We start from the raw sequence: 24,319 nt of genomic DNA on the forward strand, positions 1-24,319 counted from the left end.
CTCGACGCGTTCGACACGGGCGGCGACCTCGACGCGTTCGACACGGGCGGCGACCTCGACGCGTTCGACACGGGCGGCGACCTCGACGCGTTCGACACGGGCGGCGACCTCGACGCGTTCGACGCGGGCGGCGACCCGCGCACCGCGCTGCGGTCGGTGTTCTCGTGGTCGCTGCGGCGGCTCAGCCCGCCGGCCGCCGCGGCGTTCCGGCTGCTCGGGCTGCACCCCGGCCGGGTGGTCGACGCGCCGGTGACGGCCGCGCTCGCCGGGGTGCCGGTGCATTCCGGGCGGGCGGCGCTGGACGAGCTGGCCCGCGCGCACCTCGTGGAGCCGGCCGGCGACGGCGGTCACGGGATGCACGACCTGCTGCGGGCCTACAGCGTCGAGCTGGCCGCGCAGCTGCCGCCCGACGCGTCCCGGGCCGCCCTGGACCGGCTCGCCGCGCACCTGGTGGACACCGCCACGGCCGCGGCCGCCGCCCTGTTCCCGCACGACCGCACCGGCCCGCCTGCCTCCACTGTGGACAATCCGGCGGCGGCGCAGCGGTGGCTGGACCGGCACCGGGCCGCCCTCGTCACCTTCGCACGGTCCCGGGCCGCGGTCGAGCTGTCCCGGGTGCTGTGGCGGTACCTGGAGGTCGGCGGCCACTACCGCGACGCGCTCGCCCTGCACACGGCGGCCGCGGCGCACGGCGACGCCGGCGCGCACACCAGCCTCGGCGCGATCCACTGGCTGCTCGGCGACCACGACCGGGCGACGGTCCACTTCGGACAGTCGCTGCGCGGGCACCGGGCGGCCGGCGACACGGCCGGCGAGGCGCGCGCGACCGCCCGGCTCGCGCTGGTGCACGAGCGGCTCGGCGACCACGAGGCGGCCGCGGCCCGGCTCCGCGACGCGCTCGGCATGTACCGGGCCGCCGGCGACCGGCACGGCGAAGCCGCACAGCTGCTCAACCTCGGGTTCACGTACCAGCGGATGCACCACCACACGGAGGCGGAACGGCACCTGCGGCGGGCGGCCGGCCTCTTCGCCGAGCTCGGCGACCGGCGCCTGGAGGGTTACGCGCTGGGCAACCTCGGCGCCGTGGAGAGCGCGACCGGCCGGACCGGGCAGGCCATCGGGCACCTGCGGGAGGCCCTGGAGCGCTGCGTCGCGGCCGGCGACCGGGGCGGCGAGGGCACCGCGCACGCGACGATCGGGGCCGCGTACCACCGCGACGGCCGGCCCGCGAAGGCGCTCGGTCACCTGCGGCGCGCCCTCGCGATCGGCCGCGCGACGGGCGAGTGCGACCTGCAGGTGCAGTCGCTCAACACCCTCGGCGACGTGCTGCTGGCCACCGGCCGTCCGGAGGCGGCGGCACGCCGCTTCGCCGCCGCCCGCGCCCTCGACGAACGTACCGGCGACCGCCACGGCCTCGCCGGCGCCCTGGACGGCGAGGCACGCGCCCGACGGCACGTTGCCCTTGCCCGGACCGGAGAACCGCCGGTGACGACCCGCCAGGGCACGCGGTGACCGCTCAGCAGGGCACGCCGTTGACGGTGATGTCCGACGGCACCTCCGTGCTCGCCGCCGACGCCGTCCAGCCGAACCGCACGGACCGGCCCGTGCCGATGACCGCGTTGTACGACTCGTTCGTCGCCGTCACGGTGAACGGGTCCGGCTGCGCCATCTTCGCCTGCCAGGCGGTAAGGTTGCCGGTCGCGCTGCGGAACGTCCAGCTGGCCGTCCACCCGGTCACCGCCGGCCCGTGGTTGGCCACCGTAAGGTCGGCGACGAACCCGCCGGACCAGGCGAAGAACCGGTAGTCACAGCTGAAAGGCCCGGCGGGGACGGCGTCCGCCGCGGCGGGCCCCGCCCAGGCGAGCGGTGACACGGCGGCGACGGCAAGGGCACGGAACTGGCGGGACATGGAGCCTCCACGGCGGGGAGTGCGGATCGGGCACGGCGCGCCGGTCTCGCGGCTCGTGCCGCACCGGCCGCTCGGCTCCCACCACGGCTCGCGGCCAGAATCTACCGAGCGCCGCCGTTGCCGGTCAACGATCCGGCGGCCGGACCGTAGGGTTGGCGCGCGAGCGGTGAAATGCACGGCCCCGGGCGGACATGTATGGGCGACACACCGCCTCCGCAGGATGGGAGCCACCCTTGGCACGAGCCCCGAGCGCCGCCCGGTTCGAAGCCCTGTACCGCGACTGCTACCAGGATCTGCTCGGCTACGCCCTGCGCCGGGTCGAGCGGCCCGAGGCGGCCGCCGACGTGGTCGCCGACACGTTCCTGGTCGCCTGGCGGCGCATCGATGAGATCCCCGACGACCAGGCCAGGCCGTGGCTGTTCGGGGTCGCCCGCAACGTCCTGGCCAACCATCAGCGGGCCGACCGGCGCCGCGCCGACCTGGGAGCGCGGCTGCGCCGGGAGCTGACGGAGGCCACCACGATCGAGCCGGCGGTGCCGCCGGAGATCGCCCACGCGTTCCGTGGCCTGCCCGAGGGTGACCAGGAGGTGCTGCGGCTGGTGGCCTGGGAGGGCCTGACCGCCGAGGATCTCGCGGTCGCGCTGGGCTGCTCGGTCAACGCCGCCCGGATCCGCCTGCACCGCGCCCGCCGCCGGTTCGCCGAGGCGCTGCGCTCACCGTCCCTGACCAGCCGTTCGAGGAGCCACCGTGACTGACGTCGACGAGGAGCAGGACCACCTGGTCCGGCTGCTGTCCCCCACCGTGCACGTCCCGCCCGCGGCGCAGGCCGCCGGCGACGAGCTGCTGCGCGACATCCTGGACACCCGGCCGCCGACACCGTGGCGGCGCAGGCTGCTGGTATCCGTGCCGGCCGTCGCCGGGCTCGCCGCGGCCGCGATCGCGGTCAGCGCGCTGCTGCCCACCTCGACGCCGGTCGGGCCGGCGCCGGCCAGCGCGGCACTGAGCTTCACCGAGGCCCCGGGCTACCTGATCGTCACGATCAAGGACCCCGCCGCCGATCCCCAGCGGTACCGCGAAGAACTGGCCAGATACGGGCTGAACATCAAGATCGAGCTGGTCCCCGCCGACCCCGAGGACGTCGGCAAGGTGGTGTTCGAGGAGCTCGGCGACACCGGCGGCGGACCCACCCTGGAGCCGATCGAGGACCCGGGCCGGTGCACCGCCAACGGCACCTGCGAAGTCGGGTTCAAGGTGCCGCTGAACTTCAGGTCCTACGCGATCGTCGCGTTCGGGCGGACCCCGCTGCCGGGCGAGTTCGTCGACGGCGGCTCCGACCAGCAGAACGCCGACGCCGAGAAGCTGGTCGGCAAGCGGGTCACCGAGGCGCGCCGCCTGCTCTCGGCGCAGGGCAAGACCGCGGAGTACCGGGTCGGCTGGAAGTCCGTCGCGGCCACGGAGGCGCAGGTGCCCGGCGACTGGATCGTCTACGACACCGCCCCGATCTCCAACACCGTGGTGGTGCTGTGGGTGTCGGCGGACGGCAAGGCGCCGGACAAGCCGAGGCCGAGCCAGTCGGGCCAGATCATCGCGCCGAGCGTCAAGGCGGGCTGAGCCAGGACGCGCGGGCACCGCACGGGCACCGCCCGCGTGCGAGCGCACGCGGGCGGGGTCGGCGGTCAGGCGGCCAGCGGCGCCACGTGGACCGGCCGGTCCAGGTGACGCCGGGCCTGCCTGGCCTCCAGCGCCGACACGACGGTGGCGGTCACGCCGTCGGCGGGCGGCATGCCGTCGACGGACATCAGGATGCCGCGGCAGTCGGGCGGCACGCCCGCGCGGTTCCTGGCCGCGGTGCGCACCGGCGCGGCGTGCCTCTTCGACGACATGCGGCTGCCGGAGCGCCGCGCCCGGCATCTCGCCGACGCCGCGACCGGCCCGGACGAGACGGTCACCCGCGCGCTCGACGAGGTGGCCCGGTCGGCCTGGGGCGGCCGCGGCGGCCCGCGCGGCGGCGCCGCCGGGGCGGTCGGTGCGCTCGTGCGCGCCAGCGAGCTCAGCGAGCGGCCGCACCAGCGCTCGCGGCGCCTCATCGAGGCGGCCTTCCTCGCGAACGTGACCGGCCAGCTCGACCGGGTGCCGCACCTGCTCAACGACGCCGGGCAGGGCACCGGCACGGCGACCGGGCTCGTCTTCGCCGCCACCGCACACCTGCTGACCAACGGTGAATGTGACGTCGACACGGCGCGCAGCCTGCTCGCCAAGGCACTCGACGACCTCGGCGACGACCCCGGTGGCGAGGGCTGGGACGCATACGGTGTGCTGTACGCGCTGCTGTTCGTCTCTGTCTACAGTGGACGTCCGGAGCCGTGGCACCTGCTGCGCGCCGCGCTGGAGCGGCTCGACCCGCGGGCGGTGTCCGCGCTACGGCTGTGCTACGACGCCTTCGCCGACCCGGCCGGCGCCACGCATCCGGTCCGGCGGCTCACCACCGCGTTCGAGGATCTGGCCACCGACCCCGCGCCGTGGCAGTTCGTCCCCCTCGCGTACGCGGCCCTGGAGGCGTACCCGCCGGAAGACGGCTGAAATTTCGAAAAACCAATCACACCAACGGATGCCCGCCGTCCGGCATGATGTGGACAGCATCGCCCCGCGCCGATGGAGGTCCGGTGTCCGCGTCAGTCCCACGCCCCCTTGCGCCGATCGTGTTCGCGTACGCCACCTTCATCCTCGCCGGGCTCAGCGCCGGCGTCGGCGGGGTGCTGCTGCCCGCGCAGATCGGCGACTACGGGCTCGACAAGGCCACGATCGGCGTGACCTTCTTCGCCTTCTCCGCCGGGTTCCTGCTGGCCGGCTCGACCGCCGGCGCCCTCATCCACCGGCTCGGGACCCGCACCGCGCTGAGCGTGGGCGGCCTCGCGTACGTCGCCGCCGGCCTGTACACCGCGACCCGCCCGGCGTTCGTCGCGCTCGTCGCCGTGCAGATCGTCGCCGGGTACGGCACGGGCGTGCTGGAGTCGGTGCTCAACGCCCACCTCGCGACGCTGCCCGGCTCGACGACGCTGCTGAACTGGCTGCACGCGTTCTTCGGCGTCGGCGCGCTGGCCGGCCCGCCGCTGGCGACCTGGATGCTGGGATTCACCGCGTGGACGTCGGTGTGGCTGGTGCTCGCGCTGGCGTGCGTGCCGCTCGTGGCCGGCTTCCACCTGACCCTGCGCGCCGCGACACCGGACCCGGCCGCAGCCACCGCACCGGACACCGCACCGGACGGGGCGCCCGGCGCGGCTGCGGTGGCCGGCGGCGGGCTGTTCGGGGCGGCGGTCCGGCGGCCCGCGGTCCTGCTCGGCGCCGTCTTCCTCGCCGTGTACGTCGGCCTGGAGATCAGCGTCGGCAATTGGGGCTTCAGCTTCCTCGTCGGCGAGCGCGGGCAGGGCGACCTGGTCGCCGGGTACACGATCAGCGGCTACTGGCTCGGCCTGACCCTCGGCCGGTTCGTGCTGAGCCCGCTCGCGGCCCGGCTGGGCTGGACGGCGACCCGGCTGACCTTCGCGTGCCTGGCCGGCGTCACGTTCGCCACCGCGCTGCTGTGGGCCGCCCCGGTGACGGTCGTGGCGGTGGCCGCGTTCGCCCTGCTCGGCTTCTTCCTCGGGCCGATCTTCCCGACCACGATGGCGGTCGCCCCGTCCTTCGCCGGGGACCGCCTGGCCCCCACGACGATCGGCCTGCTCAACGGCGTGTCCGTCATCGGCGGCGCGCTGTTTCCGTTCCTGGCCGGTGTGATCGCCGACCGCGCCGGGATCTGGACGCTGCCGCCGTTCGTCGTCGTCCTCGCCGTGGTCCAGCTGGTCGTCTGGTGGCGCACGGTCCAGCACCTGGCGGCGCCGGCGCCGCTGGCCGCCGCCGGCCACTGACGGCCACTTACGGCCACTGACGGCCCGGCCCGGCGCGGCGGACGGTGCCGGCCGTCACCCGTGCCTCCACCGCTGTGGACCCGCCGCGTGCCGGCGGAGCGGGAATCCGATCTCGAACTGGCCGAACGGTCGGGTGTGGCCGGTGGTGACGGGCCGTACCGTGGCGTGCCATGACCGTCGACGTCAACCGTCCGCCGCGGCCGGCGCAGGTGACCGTGGCGTGCTGGTTGCAGGTGGCCGCCGTCGCGCTGCTGCTGGGACTGGCCGGGCTCGCGGTCGCCCACGCGGTGCACTACGACGCCGAGATCTCGCGGGTCGCCGCGATGGTGGGCAATGCCGACCCGGACGAGGTGCGTGACGAGCGGGCCGGCAACGTCGCGGCGACGCTGTTCGTCGGCGTGCCCGCGCTGCTGCTCGCCGTCTGGCTCGGCGTGACGGCCCGGCCGGTGCTGCGGGGCAGCAACATCGCGCGGATCTTCGTCTTCGTCGCCGGCGGCGGGCAGCTGCTGCTGGCCCTGTGCCAGCTCTGCGGGGGTTTCCTGCTGCTGCCGCTGGCGTTCGCCGTCATGGACACCGGCGACGACGTGGTCGTGGACGACGGCGTCTCCTGGGAGCAGGAGTCGGACTTCCTCGACGCCCTCTACACCGACCCCGACGTGTTCTCCGAGGTCTTCTTCGGCAGCACGGTGCTCACCGCCCTTGCCGTGCTGGTCATCACGCTGGCGGTGGTGCTGCTGCTGGCGCTGCCGCCCGCGCACCGGTACTTCGTGCCAAAGCCCCCGCAGGCCCCGCAGGCCTGGCAGGCGTGGCCGGCCTGGCCGCCGCACCCGGCGATCGGGCCGATGCCCTACTACATCTGCCCTGACCCGTCGGCCCACTTTCCCGCCGTACCGGCGCCGCCGCCCCCGCCCCCGGCCACCGCCGAACCGCCCACCGCGACGCCGCCCACCACTGCCGGACCGGCGACGGAGGCCTAGGCACCGGTCGCGGCGTCGTGGGCCTCGCGGGCGGCGAGCAGCCTCGGCAGGTGCTCGGCGCTCCACGCCCGCACCGCCGCGATCAGGGTCAGCAGGCTGCGGCCGAGGTCCGTGAGCTCGTACTCGACGCGGGGCGGGTGCTCCGGGTACGCGGTGCGCACCACCAGGCCGTCGCGCTGCATCGCGCGCAGCGTCTGGGCCAGCACCTTCGGGGTGACGGCGGCCAACGGCACCCGCAGCTCGGTGAAGCGCCGCGGGCCGTGCTCCAGGCACAGCACCACCATCGCCGTCCACTTGTCGCCGATCTGGAACGGCAGCGCGCCCGACGGGCACACCGGGTCGAACATCCGGGGGTCGAGGTCCATCCCAGTATCTTTGTAGTAACCAGTATCCCGTGGATACCGTCCCCGGCGAGGCATTTCACCGGCGAGCGGAGGATCGGGACATGGGCGGTATCGCCATCTTCGGGGCGGGCGGCAGGGCCGGGCGGGCCGTCACCGCCGAGGCGCTGCGGCGCGGGCACACGGTCACCGCCGTGGTCCGCGACCCGGACCGGCACCCGGGCCTCGAGGCCGGCGGGGTCGCCGTCGTGCGGGGCGACGTCCGGGACGCCGGCGTCACGGCCACCGTCGCGCGCGGGCACGATGCCGTGGTCAGCGCGGTCACCCCGTTCTCCGGTCCGGAGGCGCTCGCCCGCGGCGGGCTCGACGAGCGGTTCTTCGCCGACGCCGCCGACGCGCTGCTGACTGGCCTGCCGCAGGCCGGGGTGCCCCGGCTGGTCGTGATCGGCCTGTTCGCGAACCTGGTGGACGCCGACGGCCGAACCCTGTACGACGACCCGGCGGCGTTCCCGGCCCACCTGCGGCCCTTCGCGCTGGCGCACACCGCCGGGCTGGACCGGCTCAGGGCGGCCGGCGAAGGGGTCGACTGGCTCGTGCTGACCCCGCCCGCGGCGCTCGACCCGGCCGGTCCGCGGCTCGGGCGGTACCGGACCGGCGGCGACACCGCACCCGCGACCGGCCTGTCCTACGCCGATCTGGCCGTCGCCGTGCTCGACGAGATCGAGTCCCCCCGGCACCACCGCACGCGGGTCTCAGTGTTCGACTGAGCGGGACTCCAGGACGGCGAGGTCGCGCTCGGCGTACAGGCGGTGCTGCCACTCCTCGTTGAGCACGACCGACAGGCACTCCCGCACCGGGAAGTCGCGCGGCGGCGGCCACCCCGGCCCGTGGACCGGTGTGGTCCGCTCGTCGAGCGCCGCGTCGGTGAGCCCGTCGACGAGCGTGCGGACCGTGGCCATCCGGTCGCGGCGCAGCTCCAGCACGACGTCCAGCGGCGGGCGCACCGCACGGTCGCGGGGCACGCCGGGGGCGTCGGGCAGCCCGTCCGACGGCAGCGACAGCGGGTGCCACGGGGCCGGGTCGCCGAGCACCGCCCGGCAGATCCACGCCTCGGTGGCGAAGGCGAGGTGCCGCAGCGTCTCGACGAACGACCACTCGCCGGCGACGGACTCGTGCAGCAGCTCGGGGTCGAGGCGGCGGGCGCGCCGGACAGTGCCGTCCCAGAGGCGCTCGACGGTGTCCCACGCCTCGCGGAAGCCGGCCGCGTCGGACGGGCGCATCTTGACCCGGTCGGGGTGCCGCCGGTCGAGCTCGGCCTCGATGAGGGGTCCGACGTCGACGCCGTTGACGGTCAGGTTGACGATCTCGCCGTTGATCTCGGCGTCGACCAGCTCGACGTCGCGCATCACCACGCCGGTGAGGTCCACGTCCTGGAACCTGGCGCCGGTCAGGCGCACCATGCGGAACCGCGCGCCGGACATGTCCGTGCGCTCGAAGTGACGACCGGTGTCTGCCCCCACACCGGGACCATATCGCGGCCGTCTCAGCCGGTGGTGGCGCGCCGGCGCAGGACGTCCTCGACGGTCTCGCGCAGCTGCGCGGTGGACCACGACAGCAGCCATTCTCTTGTTGTTACCGGTCCGGCGTCATCCAAACGGCTGGTCGGAGGGGACGCGCGAGCGGGTGTGGAAGCGGGCGGACCGCGCGACCGGCAGCGTGAAGGACAGCCGCGCCCCGCCGCCGGGGTTGTCGCTGGCGCTGATCGTGCCGCCGTGCCGCTCCACGACCCGCTGGCAGATGGCGAGGCCGAGACCGGTGCCGGCGTAGTCGGCGGTGCGGTGCGCCCGGTGGAAGCCGGTGAAGATCGCGTCGTGCTGGCCCTCGGGGATGCCGATGCCGCGGTCGGCGACATCGACGCGGACCCAGCCGGTGCCCTGCGGGGTCGCGCACACGTCGACGCGGGCCGGCTGGCCGGGCGGCGTGTACTTCAGCGCGTTGCCGATCAGGTTGTCCAGCAGCTGCCGCAGCAGCGCCGGGTCGGCGTGCACCGACGGCATCGCGCCGACGAAGATCTGCGGCGGCGGGCTGGTCGGGTCGACGGCCTGCACGGCGAGCCGCTCGGTGACCACGTCGTCGACGACGGCGCGCAGGTCGAGGTCGCGGGCGTCCAGCACGGCGTCGCGGGCGGCGGCGTAGCCGAGCAGGTCGTCGATGAGCCGGCGCATCCGTGCCGTGGTCGCCAGGGTCCGGTCCAGGACCTCCCGCTCCTGCCGGTGCTCGTGACGGTGCTCGTGACAGTGCTCGTGGCCGGGGCCGCCGTCGGCGAGCGAGTCGCGGACGTACTCGGTGAACCCACCGATCGTGGTGAGCGGGCTGCGCAGGTCGTGGGCGACGATGCCGGCGAACGCGCTGAGCTCGGCCTCTCGTTGCCGCAGCGCCGTGACGGTGTACGACGACGCGACCGCGCCCACGATCCGCCCGTCCCGGTCCCGCAGCGGCCGGGCATGCATCATCACGACATGGTGGTGCCCGTCGGCGTGCGTCACGTGCGCCTCGACGCCGTCGACGCGCTGGCCGCGCAGCGCCACGAGCAGCGGCAGGTCGTAGTCGGCGAAGGGGGTGCCGTCCGGATGGGCCATGCGGACCCGGCGGCAGCTGTCCACGACCGTCAGCGGCACGCCCGCGTCGGTGTCCACGCCCGGGATCGCGACCCGTGCCGCACGGTTGGTGTGCACCAGGATGCCGGCGGCGTCGCAGGTGACGACGGTGACGTCCAGGGCGTCCAGGACCTGCCGCAGGTAGGCGCGCTCGGTGGCGAGCTCGTCCCGCGCGATGCGCAGCCCGGCCTCGGCGGCCTCCCGCAGCGCGAGTTCGTCGCGCATCGCCGCGTTCGCCTCGGCGATGGCCCGGTGCGCGGCGGCCCGCGCGGTGACGTCGTGGAACACCGCCACCGCGCCGGGCCGCCCGGCGCTGCCGTGCAGCGGGCGGGCCGACACCGTGACGACGATCCCGTCCGGGTTGCCGGCGTTGCGGATCACCATCGGCACCTGCTCGCTGGTCTCGCCGGACAGGGCCCGGGTCAGCGGCAGCTCGCCAGTCGGGAACGGGGTGGTGCCGGCGGGACGGAAGATGCCGTAGTGCTCCTGCCAGGACGCGGCGCCGGCCGGGCTGTCCTCCACCGCCAGCAGCGCCTTCGCCGCCGGGTTGTGCAGCAGGAACCGGCCCCGCTCGTCGACCACGCCGACCCCGTCGCTGACGCTGTCGAGCACGGCGGTGAGCAGGTCGGCGTGCTCGCGCGCCTCCGCCTCGGTGCGCCGCAGCCGCGCGGTCGCGGCCGCGACCCGGGCGTCGGCGCGGGCCCGCCCGGTCCCCAGCACGAACGTGAGCGCGGCCAGCAGCCCGCCCAGGCCCAGCCCGGCGGTCGACATCGCCGCCGGGAACGGCCCCCCGCCGGGCAGGTCGGCGGCGACGACGCTGATCCGCAGCCGCCACTGCGCCTGCGCCACCGTGACGTCGGCGGTGCGGTGCTCGGTGCGGTGCCCGTCGGTGCCCGCGCGCACGGCGGCGACGACGGCGGGCGTGCCGTCGGCGCCGGGAGCTGCCAGTGTCACGTCGGCGGCGGCGTCCTGGGTGCTGCGCCGCACGGCGGCGGCGATGAAGTCCTGCCCCCGCAGCCCCATCATCACCCAGCCGAGGAACGGCCGGGCCGCGCCGGGGGCCGCCGTACCGTACACCGGCGCGGTCAGCACGAACGACTGCTGCCGCTGGTCCTCGGGCAGGCCCTGGTCGCGGATGAGCAGGTACGTGTCGGACACCGTCGCCTCGCCCGTGCGGCGCGACTCGGCGAGCGCCCGCGTCGGCGTCGCCGCCTGGGTGACGTCGACGCCCAGCGTGCCCCCGGTCGTGTCGTCGAACGGCTCACTGAAGATCGAGAAGATGTGGGCCGGCCCGGGCCCCTTCGGCTCGAGGGCCAGGTCCGGCACGCCCCGCTGCCGCCACAGCGCCTGGACCCGCTCGACGTCGCCGTCCTGCGCCGGGACCAGGAACCCGATCGACGTCGCGCCCGCCAGCCCCATGCGCCGCAGCGGCTCGGCCGCCTGGCCGAACTTCTCGGCCGTCAGCGGCTCGAACGCCCCGGCCGCGGCGACCACGGTGCGCAGGGTGTCGACGTACCGGCCGGTCTCGTGGGCGATGTCCGCGGCGATCGCGCTGACCTTACGGTCCAGCGCCTGCGTCAGCTCCCGCTCCTGGGCGCGGTCGAGCACCACCCCGGCCCCGGCCGACACGGCCGCGGCGAGGACCGCGACGAGTGTGGCGAGGAGCCCGGCGCGCGGCACGACGCGCCCGGCCCGCCGCACGACGGACCACATACCGGCCTATCGGACACCGCCGGCGCGTCCTTCGGGTTTCCGGTGCGCTACCTCAGCTGGGGCAGCACCTTGGCGCCGAACGTGTCGATGAACTCGTCCAGGTGCTGCCCGACGTGGTGCAGGTAGATCTGGTCGAAGCCGAGCTCGACGTAGCGGTGCAGGATCTCGGCGTGGCGGTCCGGGTCGGCGCTGACGTGCACGGTCCGGGTGACCTGCTCCGGGGTCACGTCCCGCGACACGACGTCGAAGTGCTCGGGGGTCTCCAGGTCCCAGCACACGGGCGGGGTGAAGATGTTGCTGCGCCACTGCTCGTGCGCGACCGCCAGGGCCTCCTCCTGCGTCGGCGCCCAGCTCAGGTGTACCTGCAGGCACAGCTCGCCGCGGCCGCCGGCGGCGCGGTACGCCTCGATCATCCGCCGCAGGTGCTCCTCCGGCTGGTTCACGGTGATCAGCCCGTCGGCCCACTGCCCGGCCCAGCCGGCGGTCTCCACGCTGACGGCGGCACCGACCAGCCGCACCGGCTCGTCCGGCCGGGTCCACAGCCGGGCCCGGTCGACGGTGACGAGACCGTCGTGGCTGACCTCCTCGCCGGCGAGCAGCGCCCGGATGACGTCGACGCACTCGCGCAGCCGGGCGTTGCGGACGTCCTTGCGCGGCCAGCCGCCGCCGGTGATGTGTTCGTTGCTCGCCTCGCCGGTGCCGAGCGCCGCCCAGAACCGCCCCGGGTACATCGCCGCGAGGGTCCCGATCGCCTGCGCGATGATCGCCGGGTGGTACCGCTGGCCGGGCGCGTTGACGATCCCGAACGGCAGCTGCGTGGCCTGCAGCGCCGCCCCGAGCCATGACCACGCGAACGCCGACTGCCCCTGCCGATCGCTCCACGGGGAGAAGTGGTCGGAGCACATGGCGGCGGTGAAGCCCGCCGACTCGGCCCGCCGCACCGCCGCCAGCAGCGCGGACGGATGGATCTGCTCGTGCGAGTTGTGCAACCCGAAGACCGTCATGCGCCCCTCTTACCCACCGCCCACCGCTCCTCATGCACGGGCCGCACCGGCACGACCGCGCGGGGCCGGCTGAGCGCCGGTCACCGCGGGCTCACCGCGTGGCCGGCGCGAGCTCGGCGTCCGTGCCGGTGGTCCCGGCGGTGGCATCGACGGCCGGCGTGCGGGGCAGCGTGAACACGAACCGGGCGCCGTCGCGGTAGGTGTCGTCCAGCCGGATCGTGCCGCCGTGGAACTCCACCACCTTCTTGCATATGGCCAGCCCGATCCCGGTGCCGGTGTACGTCTCCCGCGAGTGCAGCCGCTGGAAGATCACGAAGATCTTGTCGGCGTACTTGGGATCGATGCCGATGCCGTTGTCCTCGACGCTGAACTGCCACATGCCGCCGGCCTCGCCGACCGCGACCCGCACCACCGGGTCCCGGTCCGGGTGCCGGAACTTGATGGCGTTGCTGATGAGGTTCTGCCACAGCATCGTCAGCAGGGTCACGTCGCCGGGCACGGTCGGCAGCGGCGGACGCTCGATCCGGGCGCGCCGGTCGGTGATCGCGCCGGCAAGGTTCGCCTCGGCCTGCCCGGCCACCTCGTCGAGGTCGACGGAGCGGCTGTCGTCGTACACGCGGCCGATCCTGGAGAACGTCAGCAGGTCCGTGATGAGCCGCTGCATGCGGGTCGCGCCGTCGACGGCGAACGCGATGTACTGCCGGGCCCTGTCGTCGAGCTGGTCGCTGTAGCGCCGCTGCAGCATCTGGCAGAACGAGGCGACCTTGCGCAGCGGCTCCTGCAGGTCGTGCGAGGCGACGTAGGCGAACTGCTCCAGGTCGGCGTTGGAACGGTGCAGCTCCAGCTGCTGCTGCTCCAGCGCCGCCCGCGCCCGCTGGCTGGCGAGGTACGCCTCGACGATCCGCTGGCGCATCGTCTCCACGTCGCCGGTCAGTCTGGCCAGGTCGGCGGGGCCGCGCACGGCGAGCCGGTGGTCGAAGTCCCCGCCGGCGACCCGGCGCACCCCGACGCTCAGCCGGTCGAGAGGGCGCAGCACCACCAGGCGCAGCAGCACCGCGAGCACGCAGATCAACAGCAGCAGGAACCCGGCCATGCCGAGGAACACGGCGTCGCGCAGCCGGCGGGCCGCGTCGAGGTCGGCGCGGGCCCGGTCCCGGATCCCGGCGAGGTGCCCGTCGAGGGTGCTGATCCGGGCGCGGACCGCGTCGAACGCGGCCTTGCCGCTGAGCACCGCCTCGACCGCGGCCGCCGGGTCGCCGGACCTTCGACGGGTCTCGATCGACGGGTCCGCCACGGTGCCGCGCCAGTCGCGGGCCTGCTGCTCGACCCGGTCCAGGTCGGCGAGGGCGACCGGCTCGTCGGCGAGCAGCTGCCGGATGCGGGCCAGCAGCGTCCGCTCACCGACGAGGCCCCGCGCGTAGGGCTCCAGGAACCGCTCGTCGCCGCTGAGCAGGAAGCCCCGCACGCCGGTCTCCTGGTCGACCAGGGCGGCGGTCAGCTCGACGACCGCCGTGCGCGCCGGGGAGATCCGGTCGCTGAGCCGGTTGGACACCGACGCGGTGCGGCTCAGCACCACCGCGCCGACCGCCGTGGCGGCCAGGACCACGACGACCATCATGATCAGGACCGAGGCGAACCAACGGGACGTGCTCCACCGGTCCCACCTGCGGATCCGTGGGTATTCAGCCGTGCCGATCACAGCAGCACGGTACGCGATCAGCGGCGAACCCGCTTGATCACGACACACCGCCCGGGGCCCGCGGGTCGAAGGCGGACGCCGCGCGCAGCTGCTCGAACAGGTCCCGCTCCGGCCCGGTCAGCGTCGCCGGGACCACGATGCGCACCTCGGCGAACAGGTCGCCGGGGTGGCCGCGCGGGTTGGGCAGGCCCTGCCCACGCAGCCGCAGCCGGCGCCCCGACGGTGTCCCGGCCGGCACGCCGACGCGGACCGGCCCGCCGGGCGCGTCCAGCGGAACCTGCGCGCCGAGTGCCGCCTCCCACGGCGCGACCGGCAGGTCGAGCACGATGTCGCGGCCCTCGACCCGCCAGCGGGGATGCGGTGCGAGGTGCACGACGAGGTACAGGTCACCGGGCGGGCCGCCGGCGACGCCCGGGTTTCCCTGGCCGGCGAGGCGGATCCGCTGGCCGTCGACCACGCCGGCCGGGATCCGCACGTCGTAGCGGCGGGGGCGGCCGTCGGGGCCCGGCAGGCTGACCTGGTGCCGGCCGCCGCGGAAGGCTTCCTCGACACTGATCGTGATGCTGGCCCTGGTGTCGGCGCCGGGCACCGGTCCGGCCCCGGTGCCGTGCCGCCCGCCGAACACGCTGCCGAGCAGGTCCTCCAGGTCGACGTCGACGGCCGGGCCGCCCGCCCCCTGCCAGCCGGTGCCCGGCCCCTGCCAGCCGCCGCTCGCGCCCGGCCACCCGCCGCCTGGGCCACCGCCGGCGCCGGCGCCGGCCCAGGCGACGTCCGGGGCGCGCCGCCGGCCGCGGGACCGGTCGTACGCGGCGCGGCGCTGCGGGTCCGACAGCACGTGGTACGCCTCGTTGATCTGCTTGAAGCGCTCCTCGGCCCCCGGCTCCTTGTTGATGTCCGGGTGCTGGCGGCGGGCCAGGGTACGGTAGGCCCGCTGGATCTCCTCCGGCGTCGCGTCCCTGGCCACGCCGAGCACCCGGTAGTGGTCGCGGTCCTCAGCCACCGTCGCGGCCCGCTTCCGGCTCCTGCGTCGTCCCCTGCGCCGGTTCCTGCCCCGTATCCTGCGCCGTCTCCTGCGTCTCCAGGCCGGGCGGCGCGCTCACCGCCACCACGGCCGGTCGCAGCAGGTGGTCGCCGTCGCCGTACCCGGGGCGCAGCACCCGCACGACCGTGCCCGGCGGCGCGTCGCTGTCCCGGTCGACCTCCGCCGCCTCGTGCCGCACCGGGTCGAACGGCTCGCCGACCTCGCCGACCGGCATGAACCCGAGCCGGGCGAGCACGCCGACCGCCTGCTCCCGCACCCCGGCTACGCCCTGCACGATCGTGGCCGGGTCGGCGCCGGCGTGCTGCAGCGCCAGGTCGAGGTTGTCCAGCACCGGCAGCCACGCGGCGGTCACCGCCAGCCGCTCCTCCTCCCGCTGCCGGGCCGAGTGCCGGTCGGCCCACTTGCGGGTGTTCTCCACGTCGGCGGCCGCCCGCCGCCAGCGCTCGGTGAGCTCGGCGATGTCCTCGGCGGACGCGACCGTGTTGTCGTCGGCCACGGCGTCACCCCGTGTTGAAGTCGGCGTCGATGACGTCATCGGCGCTCTGCGGCTGCGCGGCCCGCGGCTGGGCGGCCTGGCTGCTCAGCGCCAGGGTCATCTGCCGCAGGTCCTCGGTCAGCTGCCGCATCCGGGCGGTCGGTGCCTGCTCCCGCACCGCCTCGCGGGCCTCGCCGATCAGCGCCGAGGCCCGTGCCCGCTCGTGCTCTGGCACGTCCCCGCGCTCCTGCAGGCCGCGTTCCAGCTGGTACGCCGCACCGTCGAGCTCGTTGCTGGCGTCGACCCGCTGGCGGATCTCCTGGTCCTCGGCGCGGTGCTCCTGCGCCTCGCGGACCATCCGCTCCACCTCGGCGGTGTCGAGCGTGCCGCTCTCGGTGATGGTGATCTGCTGCTCGGCGCCGGTGTCCTTGTCCTTCGCCGACACGTTGAGGATGCCGTTGGCGTCGACGTCGAAGGTCACCTCGATCTGCGGGGCGCCGCGCGGGGCCGGCCGGATGTTCTCCAGCCGCATGCGGCCCAGGACCCGGTTGTCCTCGGCGCGTTCCCGCTCGCCCTGCAGCGCGACGACGTCGACGGCGGGCTGGTTGTCCTCGGCGGTGGAGAACGTCTCGGCCCGCCGGGTCGGGATCGTCGTGTTCCGCTCGATGATTCTCGTCATCAGCCCGCCGAGGGTTTCCACGCCCAGCGACAGCGGCGTCACGTCGAGCAGCACGACGTCCTGCACGTCGCCCTTGAGCACGCCCGCCTGGATGGCCGCGCCGAGCGCGACGACCTCGTCGGGGTTGACCGTCATGTTCGGTTCCTTGCCGCCGGTGAGGCGGCGCACCAGGGCCTGCACGGCCGGCATGCGGGTCGCCCCACCGACGAGGATCACCTCGTCCAGGTCGCCGGCGGTGACCTTCGCATCCTGCATCGCCTGCCGGACCGGCCCCATCGTGCGCTCCAGCAGGTCGTGGGTCAGCTCCTCGAACGTCGCGCGGGTCAGCGTCATCGTCAGGTGCTTCGGCCCGGTCGCGTCGGCGGTGATGAACGGCAGGTTCACCTGCGTCTGCGTCACCGACGACAGCTCGATCTTGGCCCGCTCGGCGGCCTCGGTGAGCCGCTGCAGCGCCTGCGGGTCGGCGCGCACGTCGATGCCGGTGTCCCGCTGGAACTGCCCGGCGATGTGCTCGACGAGGCGGTGGTCGAAGTTGTCGCCGCCGAGGTGGGTGTCGCCGGACGTGGCCCGGACCTCGACGACGCCGTCGCCGACGTCGAGGATGCTGACGTCGAAGGTGCCGCCGCCGAGGTCGAACACGAGGACCGTCTCGTGGCCCTTCTTGTCCAGCCCGTACGCCAGGGCCGCCGCCGTCGGCTCGTTGATGATCCGCAGCACGTTCAGCCCGGCGATCTTGCCCGCGTCCTTGGTCGCCTGCCGCTGCGCGTCGTTGAAGTACGCCGGGACCGTGACGACCGCCTCCGTCACCTTCTCGCCGAGGTGCTTGGCCGCGTCGTCGGCGAGCTTGCGCAGGATCTGCGCGGACACCTCCTCCGGTGACAGCTGCCGGCCGCGCACGTCGAAGCGCACGGCGCCCTCGGTGCCGGACACGACGTCGTAGGTGACGCCCCGGGTCTCCTCGCCGACCTCGTCGAACCTGCGGCCGATGAAGCGTTTCGCCGAGTAGATCGTGCCCTTGGGGTTGAGCACCGCCTGCCTGCGGGCGAGCTGCCCGACGAGCCGTTCGCCGTCGGCGGTGTACGCCACCACGGACGGCGTCGTCCTGCTGCCCTCCGCACTGGGCAGGACGGTCGGGCGGCCGCCCTCGTACGCGGCGATCACGGAGTTGGTCGTGCCGAGGTCGATTCCCACAGCGCGTGCCATGTGTGCGTCCCCTCTCGAGCCCTTTCAGCAGCCCTTCGGCCGCCCTCCCGCCGGACCTTCGACGGGCGCGGCCGACTTCAAGGCTCACCGCGCCGCCACGACGGCGTCTCACCCGGCCGGAATGACCGCCCGGCGCGGTCCCGGCGGCCACCGGCCGCCGCCGGACGTCCCGCTTGACGTGCGGCGACGGGCGTTGCCAGGATTCAGGGGATGCAGCCAGCGCAACGGATGTCGAGACGGGTGTCGGGCATCGACGAGGCCCGCGCCCTGTGCCACGAGTACTTCTATCCGATCCGCCTGGAGCCGCTCGATCCGTCGGCGCCGCTGTTGTTCTCCTTCGACGCGCTGGTCGCCGGGCCGGTCACGCTCGCCCAACTGCAGTTCGGCGCGGCGATCCGGATGAGCCACACCGATCTGGAGACCGCGTATCACGTCAACGTCCCCCTGTCGGGCCGGCTGCGCACCGTGCACCGGGGCGTCGAGGTCGAGGCCGACCCCGCCAATGCGGCCGTCTTCGGCCCGCACGGCCAGATCCGGCTGGACCGGTTGGGCGGCGGCTACCGGGTGCTGTGCGTGAAGCTCGACCGCGCCGCCCTGCACGCGGAGCTGGAGTCGCTGCTCGGCCGGCCGGTCCGCGAGCCGCTGGAGCTGGCGCCCAAAATGCCCGTCGCCGACGGCGCGGGACTGAGCTGGCTGCGGCTGCTACAGCTGCTCAGCACCGACCTGCACAACGCCGGAGGGCTGCTGTCCCGCGGGCCGATCGCCGAAGGGCTCAGCCGTGAGTTGCTGCGCGGCCTGCTGTACACCGCCGGCCACCGCCACCTGACGGAGCTGCTCGAGCCCGTCGCGCCGGCCCGGCCGCGCACCGTGCAGCGGGCCGTCGACGCGATGCGGGCGGACCCGGCACGGGCGTTCACGGTCACGGACCTGGCCGCGGTCGCCGGGGTGAGCGTGCGGGCACTGCAGGAGGGGTTCCGCCGGCACACCGGGCTCGCCCCGCTGGCGATGCTGCGCCGCATCCGGCTCGGCCGGGCCCATGACGAGCTGCTCGCCGCCGGCCCGCACGAGGTCACGGTCGCCGAGGTCGCGCACCGGTGGGGCTTCGGCCACCTCGGGCGGTTCGCGGCGGCGTACCGGGCCCAGTTCGGCGAGACCCCATCGGCGACGCTGCACCGGTGACCCGGCGGCTCACGCGCCCGGGTCGTGACCTGCTCGGGCGTCGTCATTGAGGTAGGCGGACAGCCGCAGCGCGGCGCCGTGCGCCCGCCGCAGCACCCGGGCGAGCCGCTCGGCGTCACCGGCCGGGCCCGCGGCCAGGGTCGCCGCCGTCTCCTCCAGCGCGTCCGTGATCTGCGCGATCTGCAGCCGGACGGACGCGGGGTGCGGCACGGGTGACTCCGATCGTCGGCGGCGGCCGGCCGCGGCGCCTCAGCGACCGGTTGGCGCGAGCTCGAGGGGTGAGCTCCCAGTCGGCGCCGGCGCCACGGCCGGCCGCAGTCCTTGCCCCAGGACGTCCAGGGTAGGCAGTCCCGGGACCGGGCCGCGATCCGCTGCGCGCGGACGTCTGTCCGGCAAACGCGGGTCCCCGGTCCGGGCGGCGCCGTCCCCGCGCGGACCGGACGTCCCGGCCCGCTCAGGCGATGGCACCGTCGCGCAGGACCGCGTGCACGCCGACAACCTGGTTGACGATCTGCGTGACCCGCAGGTCCACCGCGACGCTGCTCAGCGCGACCGCGTCGGCGCGGGCCACCCCGTGCAGCCGCGCCAGCAGGGCGAACATCGACTCCAGCGCGGCGTACGCGGCGTCGTCGAGGGTCTCGCCGAGCCCGATCGTGAGCCAGGCGTCCGTGGTGCGGGCGACCGGGCCGGTCACCGGGAAGTCGTCGCGCACCCCGAACGTGAGCGTCACCCGGTCCATCGGGCACTCGATCGCGGTGCCGCTGACCTCGCCGTCACCCTGGGCCGCGTGCCCGTCGCCGACGGAGAACAGGGCACCGTCGACGGGGATCGGCAGCAGCAACGTGGTGCCGGCGACGAGCTCCTTGCAGTCGAGGTTGCCGCCGTGCACCCGCGGCGGGATCGTCGAGTGCTCGCCGGGCTCCGCCGGCGGCATGCCCAGCACCCCCATGAACGGCCGCAGCCGCACCGTGTGGCCGTGCTGGTTGCGGCCGGTCATCGCGGCCGGGTCGAGCTGCCAGGCGTGCACGACGCCCTCGGTCTCCAGGTGGTAACGCCGGTTCGGCCCGCTCGGCCAGCCACCGGCGACCGTCGTGCCCCACGTCGCCGGGACCACCGCGTCGATGCGGACCTCGAGCGTCTGCCCGGCCTTCACCCCCGCCACCTCGACCGGGCCGACCAGCGCGTGGCCGTACCCGGGCCGGTGCTGCGGCACGCGCGGGCGGTCGGGCGGGGGCTCGCCGGCGGACGGGCCGGCCGACCACCAGCAGTCCAGGGTCCGGAAGGTGACGGTGTCGCCGGGCCGCACGGTCAGCACCGGCGGGTAGTCCGCCGAGAAGTGACCGTGCAGCGTCCGGTCGTCGGGTTCCAGCACGTGCTCCACGACGTCGCAGTAAACCAGGCCCGTCAGCGCCCGCCGCACAGGGCGTGGTCGATGAGCTCGATCGTGATGTCCTTGGCCGGCGCCGGTACGCCCGGCGCGCGCTGGAACGAGTCGGTGTTCATCGACACCACGACGCTGCGGGTGCCGTCGGGCGTGACGTCGTTGCGGGTGCGGAAGCCGTGGATGTCGCCGCCGTGGGACCACGAGCCGCCGCACGAGTTGGGCACCCACATGATGCCGAGCCCGTAGCGGGCCCCGGGCCAGTTCGCCCGGAACTCGTCGTTCGTCGGCACCGTGCGGCGCATCTCGGCCAGCTCCGCCGGGCGCAGCACGTCACCGCCGAGCAGGGCCCGCAGGAAGCGGTTGGCGTCGCGGGTGGTGCTGATGATCGCCCCTGCGGCGCCGCCCCACGACGGTGCTGTGCCTGGTCGGCAACGGCCTGAGCAACACCGAGATCGCCGAGCGCCCGGTGCTCAGCGAGGCGACGGTGAAGACCCACGTGAAGCGGCTCATGGCGAAGCTGCGGCCGAGCAGCCGGGCGCAGGCGGTGGTCGTCGCGTACGAGAGCGGCCTGGTCGTGCCGGCCCGGCGCGGCTCCGCGACGCCACCGGCGTGAGGGGGCACCTGCGCGGGTGATGCGCCGCCGCGCCGCGGGGCACCGGGGATGCCATGATGGTGGCCGGGACGGCTCGGAGCGACGCGAAGGGTGGTGCGATGGCGCTGTTCGAGGCCCAGACGTCCGCCGACGACGGCCGTGCCGTCGTGTCCCTGACCGGCGAGTGTGACCTGACCGTCCGCGACGAGTTGGCGGCGGTGCTGCTCGCGGCCGTCGACAGCGCTCCGGTCACCGTCGTGGACCTGGCGCAGCTGCGGTTCATCGACTCCAGCGGCGTGCACGGCCTGGTCAAGGGCCATCACGCCGCCCAGCGCAAGGGCCGCCGGCTGCACGTGGTCAACGCGGCCGGCACGGTGGCGCAGGTCCTGGAGATGACCGGGGTCGGCCGCCTGCTGGCACCACCGCTCAACGGCACCGGGCCGGCGTCGTGAACCCGGCGGAGCCCGACGCCGGTGCCACGGAGCCGGACACCCTGCACTACCGCGAGGCCACCGATCTTGGCGCGGTCCGGGAGTTCGTGCGCGGTCACGCCCTCGCCCTGGGCATGTCCGAGTCCCGCACCGAGCTGCTCATGCTCGCCGTCAACGAGCTGGCCACCAACACGATGCAGCACACCAGCGGCGGCGGCCGGGTCCGCGTGTGGGCCGACGCGGGGCAGCTCGTCTGCGACGTGGTCGACCAGGGGCCGCCGCGCACGTTCCGGCGGCCGATGCCGTCGCCGGACGCGGTCAGCGGCCGGGGGCTGGCGATCGTCGAACGGATCTGCGATCAGGTCGAGTCGGTCAGCGCCCCCGACGGGACCACCGTCAGGATGCGCCTGCACCTCTGACCGCCCGGCTGACCGCCCGCCCGTCCGTCGTCAGGACACGACGCGCACCGCCAGGGTGCAGGTGTCGTCGTCGGGGCTCGGGTGGTGCAGCAGCCCCCGCAGCCGGTGCAGCGGCTGCGCGGCGGGGTCCGCCGAGACGCCGGCGAGGGCCCGCTTCACCTGGTCGAGCATCGCGTCGGTGCTGGCGCAGCGGCGCTCGACCAGGCCGTCGGTGTAGAACAGGACCAGGTCGTCGTCCTGCAGGGTCGGGGTGAGGACCGGATACACCACGTCGTCGGCGGCGCCGAGCAGCAGCCCCGCGGGCCGGTCGAGCTCGCGGACCGCGCCGCCGCGGGCCAGCAGCGGCGGCATGTGCCCGGCTCGCGCCCACGACAGTGTCCTGGTGCCCGGGTCGTAGACGCCGATCGCGGCGGTGCCGGTGATGCTCAGCTGCAGGCACAGCCGGTTCATGTGGCCGAGCAGCGTGCCGGGGTCGTGGATGCCGATGGACAGCCACGCCACCAGCGAGAAGCGCAGGTGCGCCATGCCGTTGGCGGCCTCCAGGCCGTGGCCGGCAACGTCGCCGACCGCGAGGGCCACCCGGCCGTCGGGCAGGGTCTGCGCGTGGTACCAGTCGCCGCCGACCTGCACGGCCCGCTCCGCGGGCAGGTAGCTGACCACCGCCTGCAGCCCGGCGAGGTCGAACGGCTCCGGCGGCACCGGCTGGATCAGGGTCTGCAGCTGCGCGGCGAGGCGGTGCTCGGCGAGGGCCGTCATCTCGCGGCTGCGCAGCCGGTCGCTGAGGCGCTCCATCGCCGAGCGGGTGTCCTCGCGGGCGGTGACGTCCTGCACGACGGCATACACCTTCAACGGGCTGCCGTCGGCATCGCGGGCGACGTCGGAGAGGATCCGCAGGTATTTGACCGTGTCGCCGGCCCTCATCCGCACCGTCACGTCGGACGCGGCGCCGCTGTCCAGGGTCTGCCAGGCGGTCTCGCTGAGCCCCCGGTCGTCGGCGAGCAGCGCCGCGGACTGCTCCGCCCGCGACATCGGCCCGAGCGCCGGGTCCCGCTCGAAGATGCGGAACATGCCCGGCGACCACGCGCTGCGCCCGGTGACCAGGTCGTACTCGGCCCAGCCGAGGCTGCCGAGCAGCTCGGTGCGCTCCAGGCGGCGGCGGTCCTCGTCGGTGCGCTGCCACCACACCAGCAGCCCGCCCAGGACTGGGTGGACGGACACCTCGAACAGCGAGTCCGCGACGATCCCGGCCCGCTGCTCGGCATACCGGAAATCCGGCAGCTCAGCGGGCACGCCGGTGTCGAGGACCTGGAAGTACAGCTGCCACAGCGGGCCGCCGACCATGCTGGGATACAGGTCGCTGATCCGCTCGCCGATCCGGGTGGCGCCGCGGTTGTAGAGATCCTTGCCGTGGCCGCTGACCGCCGCGACCAGGAAGTCGGCGACCCTGCCGTCCTCACCGGTCAGCGGCTGCAGCCAGGTGCAGCCCGCCGGCACTGCCGACAGCAGCGCGCGCACCACCGCCGTGACGGTGCCGCCGTCACCGCCCGCGGTGGTCGGCGCACCACCGAGCCGCGCACCGTCGTGTGCCATCAGGAAAAGTTTAGTGCCGTGACCGCCGCCCGGTCCGCCGGGCGCGTCGGGCGATTCGCTTTCGACATTCACCCCGCTTCCGGCCATCCACCTCCGAACCCGGCGTTACGGTGCTTGTGTCCCGTCCTCCGCTGAAGGAGTGCCATGACGCTGCCTGCCGCCGGATACCGTGACCTCGTCGCCGAGCATCTGCGCCGGTCCGACCGGCCGTCCGGGGCCGCCGAGGTGATCCCCGGCGTCGGCGACCGGCTCGCCTACAACCCGTGCGTGGTGCGGCAGGGCCGGCGGACCCTGCTCGCGGTGCGGGTCGAGTCACCCGACAGTTACTGGCGCGACGCGTCCTCCTGGGATCCGCGGGTCCGCTTCTACGAGCGCACCGGCGACGGCTGGCGGCCCGCCGAGGGCACGCCCGTGTTCACCGCCGCCGAGGACCCGTTCGCGGCGTGGGTCCGGGGGCCCGACGGCGCACCGGTGCTGGTGTTCGGGGTGGTGTCGCTGGACTTCCACCACGACCCGCCACGGGTCGTCACCCGCTTCCACGCCGCACCGGACGTGCAGCGGCTCGACCCGGCCGCCCCGTTCGCCGAGGTGCCGGACATGAAGGACATCCGGCTGCTGCAGCGCCCCGACGGGCTCGCGGTGTGCGGGCGCCCGCAGGGCGGCACCGCCGGGCGCGGCCGGGTCAGCCTCATCATGGCCGAGGACCACACCGAGCTGTCGGCGGAGCTCATCGCCAAGGCGCACGTCTTCCACGACCAGGTCGCCGAGGACACCAAGCTCGGCATCAACGAGCTGTACGACCTCGGCGACCGCATCGGCGTGCTCGGTCACATCGCCGTCGGCGAGGAGGGCGGCCCGCAGGAGTACGCCGGGGCCTGCTGGACCATCGACCCGGTCGCCCGCACCACCACCACGCCGCGGGTCATCGCGATGCGGTCGGACTTCCCGCCCGCCCCGCCGAAGCGCGCGGACCTCACCGACGTCGTCTTCCCCGGCTCGATGGAGGTCCTCGACGGCGGGCTCGTGCGCGTCTACTGCGGGCTGAGCGACGCCTCCATCGGCTCGATCGTCATGCCGTCGCCGTTTCCGCCCGCCACCTGACGCCGCCGGCTGCCCAACC

Annotated in this window: 25 protein-coding genes and 1 pseudogene; 12 read left to right on the forward strand and 14 right to left on the reverse strand. The window is 74.8% G+C overall.

The features are described from left to right. Nucleotides 1-1,512: tetratricopeptide repeat protein (locus AB0H83_RS09215; RefSeq protein WP_360089451.1), on the forward strand; the 1,512-nt coding region annotated here is incomplete at its 5' end. Between the two features lie 4 nt (nucleotides 1,513-1,516). On the opposite strand, the gene AB0H83_RS09220 is transcribed toward AB0H83_RS09215, so the two are convergent. After that, on the reverse strand, nucleotides 1,517-1,909 hold the full coding sequence (locus AB0H83_RS09220; RefSeq protein WP_360089454.1) for a cellulose binding domain-containing protein: 393 nt from the start codon (nucleotides 1,907-1,909) through the stop codon (nucleotides 1,517-1,519). 233 nt (nucleotides 1,910-2,142) lie between these two features. On the opposite strand from AB0H83_RS09220, the gene AB0H83_RS09225 reads away from it, so the two are divergent. Beyond that, nucleotides 2,143-2,664, forward strand: coding sequence for a sigma-70 family RNA polymerase sigma factor (locus AB0H83_RS09225; protein WP_360089457.1), 522 nt, complete (start codon nucleotides 2,143-2,145; stop codon nucleotides 2,662-2,664). Next, nucleotides 2,657-3,520, forward strand: a complete 864-nt coding sequence (locus AB0H83_RS09230; protein WP_360089460.1) for a hypothetical protein — start codon at nucleotides 2,657-2,659, stop codon at nucleotides 3,518-3,520. The genes AB0H83_RS09225 and AB0H83_RS09230 overlap by 8 nt, the downstream gene beginning before the upstream one ends. Nucleotides 3,521-3,585: 65 nt before the next feature. Here the strand turns inward: AB0H83_RS09230 and AB0H83_RS09235 are convergent, their stop codons facing one another. After that, a complete protein-coding gene (locus tag AB0H83_RS09235) occupies nucleotides 3,586-3,708 on the reverse strand; it encodes a hypothetical protein (protein ID WP_360089463.1) in 123 nt (40 codons plus the stop codon). Nucleotides 3,709-3,712: 4 nt separating this feature from the next. Between AB0H83_RS09235 and AB0H83_RS09240 the strand changes: the two genes are divergently transcribed. The 3 genes from AB0H83_RS09240 to AB0H83_RS09250 all read left to right on the forward strand — a co-directional run bounded on the left by AB0H83_RS09240 (nucleotide 3,713) and on the right by AB0H83_RS09250 (nucleotide 6,791). Then, nucleotides 3,713-4,489: a hypothetical protein gene (locus AB0H83_RS09240; RefSeq protein WP_360089466.1), complete on the forward strand. Its 777-nt coding sequence runs from the start codon at nucleotides 3,713-3,715 to the stop codon at nucleotides 4,487-4,489. 83 nt (nucleotides 4,490-4,572) lie between these two features. Continuing rightward, a complete protein-coding gene (locus AB0H83_RS09245) occupies nucleotides 4,573-5,814 on the forward strand; it encodes an MFS transporter (RefSeq protein WP_360089469.1) in 1,242 nt (413 codons plus the stop codon). A 170-nt stretch (nucleotides 5,815-5,984) separates the two neighbouring features. Beyond that, nucleotides 5,985-6,791: a hypothetical protein gene (locus AB0H83_RS09250; RefSeq protein ID WP_360089472.1), complete on the forward strand. Its 807-nt coding sequence runs from the start codon at nucleotides 5,985-5,987 to the stop codon at nucleotides 6,789-6,791. Here the strand turns inward: AB0H83_RS09250 and AB0H83_RS09255 are convergent. Beyond that, nucleotides 6,788-7,156 carry a helix-turn-helix domain-containing protein gene (locus AB0H83_RS09255; RefSeq protein WP_360089475.1) on the reverse strand — a complete coding sequence of 123 codons (369 nt, stop codon included), beginning with the start codon at nucleotides 7,154-7,156 and terminating at the stop codon, nucleotides 6,788-6,790. The genes AB0H83_RS09250 and AB0H83_RS09255 overlap by 4 nt on opposite strands. An 80-nt stretch (nucleotides 7,157-7,236) precedes the next feature. On the opposite strand from AB0H83_RS09255, the gene AB0H83_RS09260 reads away from it, so the two are divergent. Continuing rightward, entirely contained in the window at nucleotides 7,237-7,899 is a 663-nt protein-coding gene (locus AB0H83_RS09260) for an NAD(P)H-binding protein (protein WP_360089479.1), read from the forward strand. Here AB0H83_RS09260 and AB0H83_RS09265 read toward each other — a convergent pair. From AB0H83_RS09265 to dnaK, 7 genes are all read right to left on the reverse strand, one after another. Continuing rightward, nucleotides 7,885-8,652 (reverse strand): DinB family protein, encoded by a 768-nt coding sequence (locus AB0H83_RS09265; RefSeq protein ID WP_360089482.1) that lies wholly within the window; start codon nucleotides 8,650-8,652, stop codon nucleotides 7,885-7,887. The genes AB0H83_RS09260 and AB0H83_RS09265 overlap by 15 nt on opposite strands. 126 nt (nucleotides 8,653-8,778) lie before the next feature. Beyond that, nucleotides 8,779-11,502: an ATP-binding protein gene (locus AB0H83_RS09270; RefSeq protein ID WP_360089485.1), complete on the reverse strand. Its 2,724-nt coding sequence runs from the start codon at nucleotides 11,500-11,502 to the stop codon at nucleotides 8,779-8,781. Nucleotides 11,503-11,549: 47 nt separating this feature from the next. Then, complete coding sequence (locus tag AB0H83_RS09275; protein WP_360089488.1) at nucleotides 11,550-12,506, reverse strand: TIGR03885 family FMN-dependent LLM class oxidoreductase; 957 nt, start codon at nucleotides 12,504-12,506, stop codon at nucleotides 11,550-11,552. A gap of 91 nt (nucleotides 12,507-12,597) precedes the next feature. Further along, nucleotides 12,598-14,205 (reverse strand): CHASE3 domain-containing protein, encoded by a 1,608-nt coding sequence (locus tag AB0H83_RS09280; RefSeq protein ID WP_360089491.1) that lies wholly within the window; start codon nucleotides 14,203-14,205, stop codon nucleotides 12,598-12,600. A gap of 37 nt (nucleotides 14,206-14,242) precedes the next feature. Then, nucleotides 14,243-15,205, reverse strand: a complete 963-nt coding sequence (locus tag AB0H83_RS09285; protein WP_360089494.1) for a DnaJ C-terminal domain-containing protein — start codon at nucleotides 15,203-15,205, stop codon at nucleotides 14,243-14,245. Continuing rightward, the gene (locus tag AB0H83_RS09290) at nucleotides 15,198-15,743 is read right to left on the reverse strand and encodes a nucleotide exchange factor GrpE (protein WP_360089497.1); all 546 of its coding nucleotides are present in this window, start codon (nucleotides 15,741-15,743) and stop codon (nucleotides 15,198-15,200) included. Before AB0H83_RS09290 ends, AB0H83_RS09285 begins: the two co-directional genes overlap by 8 nt. Before the next feature lie 4 nt (nucleotides 15,744-15,747). Then, the gene (dnaK, locus tag AB0H83_RS09295; protein ID WP_360089500.1) at nucleotides 15,748-17,604 is read right to left on the reverse strand and encodes a molecular chaperone DnaK; all 1,857 of its coding nucleotides are present in this window, start codon (nucleotides 17,602-17,604) and stop codon (nucleotides 15,748-15,750) included. Between the two features lie 210 nt (nucleotides 17,605-17,814). Between dnaK and AB0H83_RS09300 the strand changes: the two genes are divergently transcribed. Beyond that, nucleotides 17,815-18,783, forward strand: coding sequence for an AraC family transcriptional regulator (locus tag AB0H83_RS09300; RefSeq protein WP_360089503.1), 969 nt, complete (start codon nucleotides 17,815-17,817; stop codon nucleotides 18,781-18,783). 9 nt (nucleotides 18,784-18,792) lie between these two features. On the opposite strand, the gene AB0H83_RS09305 is transcribed toward AB0H83_RS09300, so the two are convergent. From AB0H83_RS09305 to AB0H83_RS09315, 3 genes are all read right to left on the reverse strand, one after another. Continuing rightward, on the reverse strand, nucleotides 18,793-18,993 hold the full coding sequence (locus AB0H83_RS09305; RefSeq protein WP_360089506.1) for a hypothetical protein: 201 nt from the start codon (nucleotides 18,991-18,993) through the stop codon (nucleotides 18,793-18,795). 244 nt (nucleotides 18,994-19,237) lie between these two features. After that, the gene (locus AB0H83_RS09310) at nucleotides 19,238-20,164 is read right to left on the reverse strand and encodes an acetamidase/formamidase family protein (protein ID WP_360089509.1); all 927 of its coding nucleotides are present in this window, start codon (nucleotides 20,162-20,164) and stop codon (nucleotides 19,238-19,240) included. A gap of 23 nt (nucleotides 20,165-20,187) precedes the next feature. Further along, a complete protein-coding gene (locus AB0H83_RS09315; RefSeq protein WP_360089972.1) occupies nucleotides 20,188-20,553 on the reverse strand; it encodes a serine hydrolase in 366 nt (121 codons plus the stop codon). Nucleotides 20,554-20,579: 26 nt separating this feature from the next. Between AB0H83_RS09315 and AB0H83_RS09320 the strand changes: the two are divergent. From AB0H83_RS09320 to AB0H83_RS09330, 3 genes and pseudogenes are all read left to right on the forward strand, one after another. Then, a pseudogene (locus tag AB0H83_RS09320) lies at nucleotides 20,580-20,780 on the forward strand (LuxR C-terminal-related transcriptional regulator); the annotation flags it as partial. 98 nt (nucleotides 20,781-20,878) lie between these two features. Continuing rightward, entirely contained in the window at nucleotides 20,879-21,211 is a 333-nt protein-coding gene (locus tag AB0H83_RS09325) for an STAS domain-containing protein (protein WP_360089512.1), read from the forward strand. Next, complete coding sequence (locus AB0H83_RS09330) at nucleotides 21,208-21,609, forward strand: ATP-binding protein (protein ID WP_360089515.1); 402 nt, start codon at nucleotides 21,208-21,210, stop codon at nucleotides 21,607-21,609. The genes AB0H83_RS09325 and AB0H83_RS09330 overlap by 4 nt, the downstream gene beginning before the upstream one ends. A gap of 30 nt (nucleotides 21,610-21,639) precedes the next feature. On the opposite strand, the gene AB0H83_RS09335 is transcribed toward AB0H83_RS09330, so the two are convergent. Further along, nucleotides 21,640-23,199 (reverse strand): SpoIIE family protein phosphatase, encoded by a 1,560-nt coding sequence (locus AB0H83_RS09335; RefSeq protein ID WP_360089518.1) that lies wholly within the window; start codon nucleotides 23,197-23,199, stop codon nucleotides 21,640-21,642. 144 nt (nucleotides 23,200-23,343) lie between these two features. Here AB0H83_RS09335 and AB0H83_RS09340 point away from each other — a divergent pair, with 144 nt between their 5' ends. Further along, the gene (locus tag AB0H83_RS09340) at nucleotides 23,344-24,300 is read left to right on the forward strand and encodes a DUF1861 family protein (RefSeq protein ID WP_360089521.1); all 957 of its coding nucleotides are present in this window, start codon (nucleotides 23,344-23,346) and stop codon (nucleotides 24,298-24,300) included. Nucleotides 24,301-24,319 lie beyond the last annotated feature (19 nt).

The sequence above is a fragment of the Dactylosporangium sp. NPDC050688 genome, from assembly GCF_040654515.1.
Classification (GTDB): Bacteria; Actinomycetota; Actinomycetes; order Mycobacteriales; family Micromonosporaceae; genus Dactylosporangium.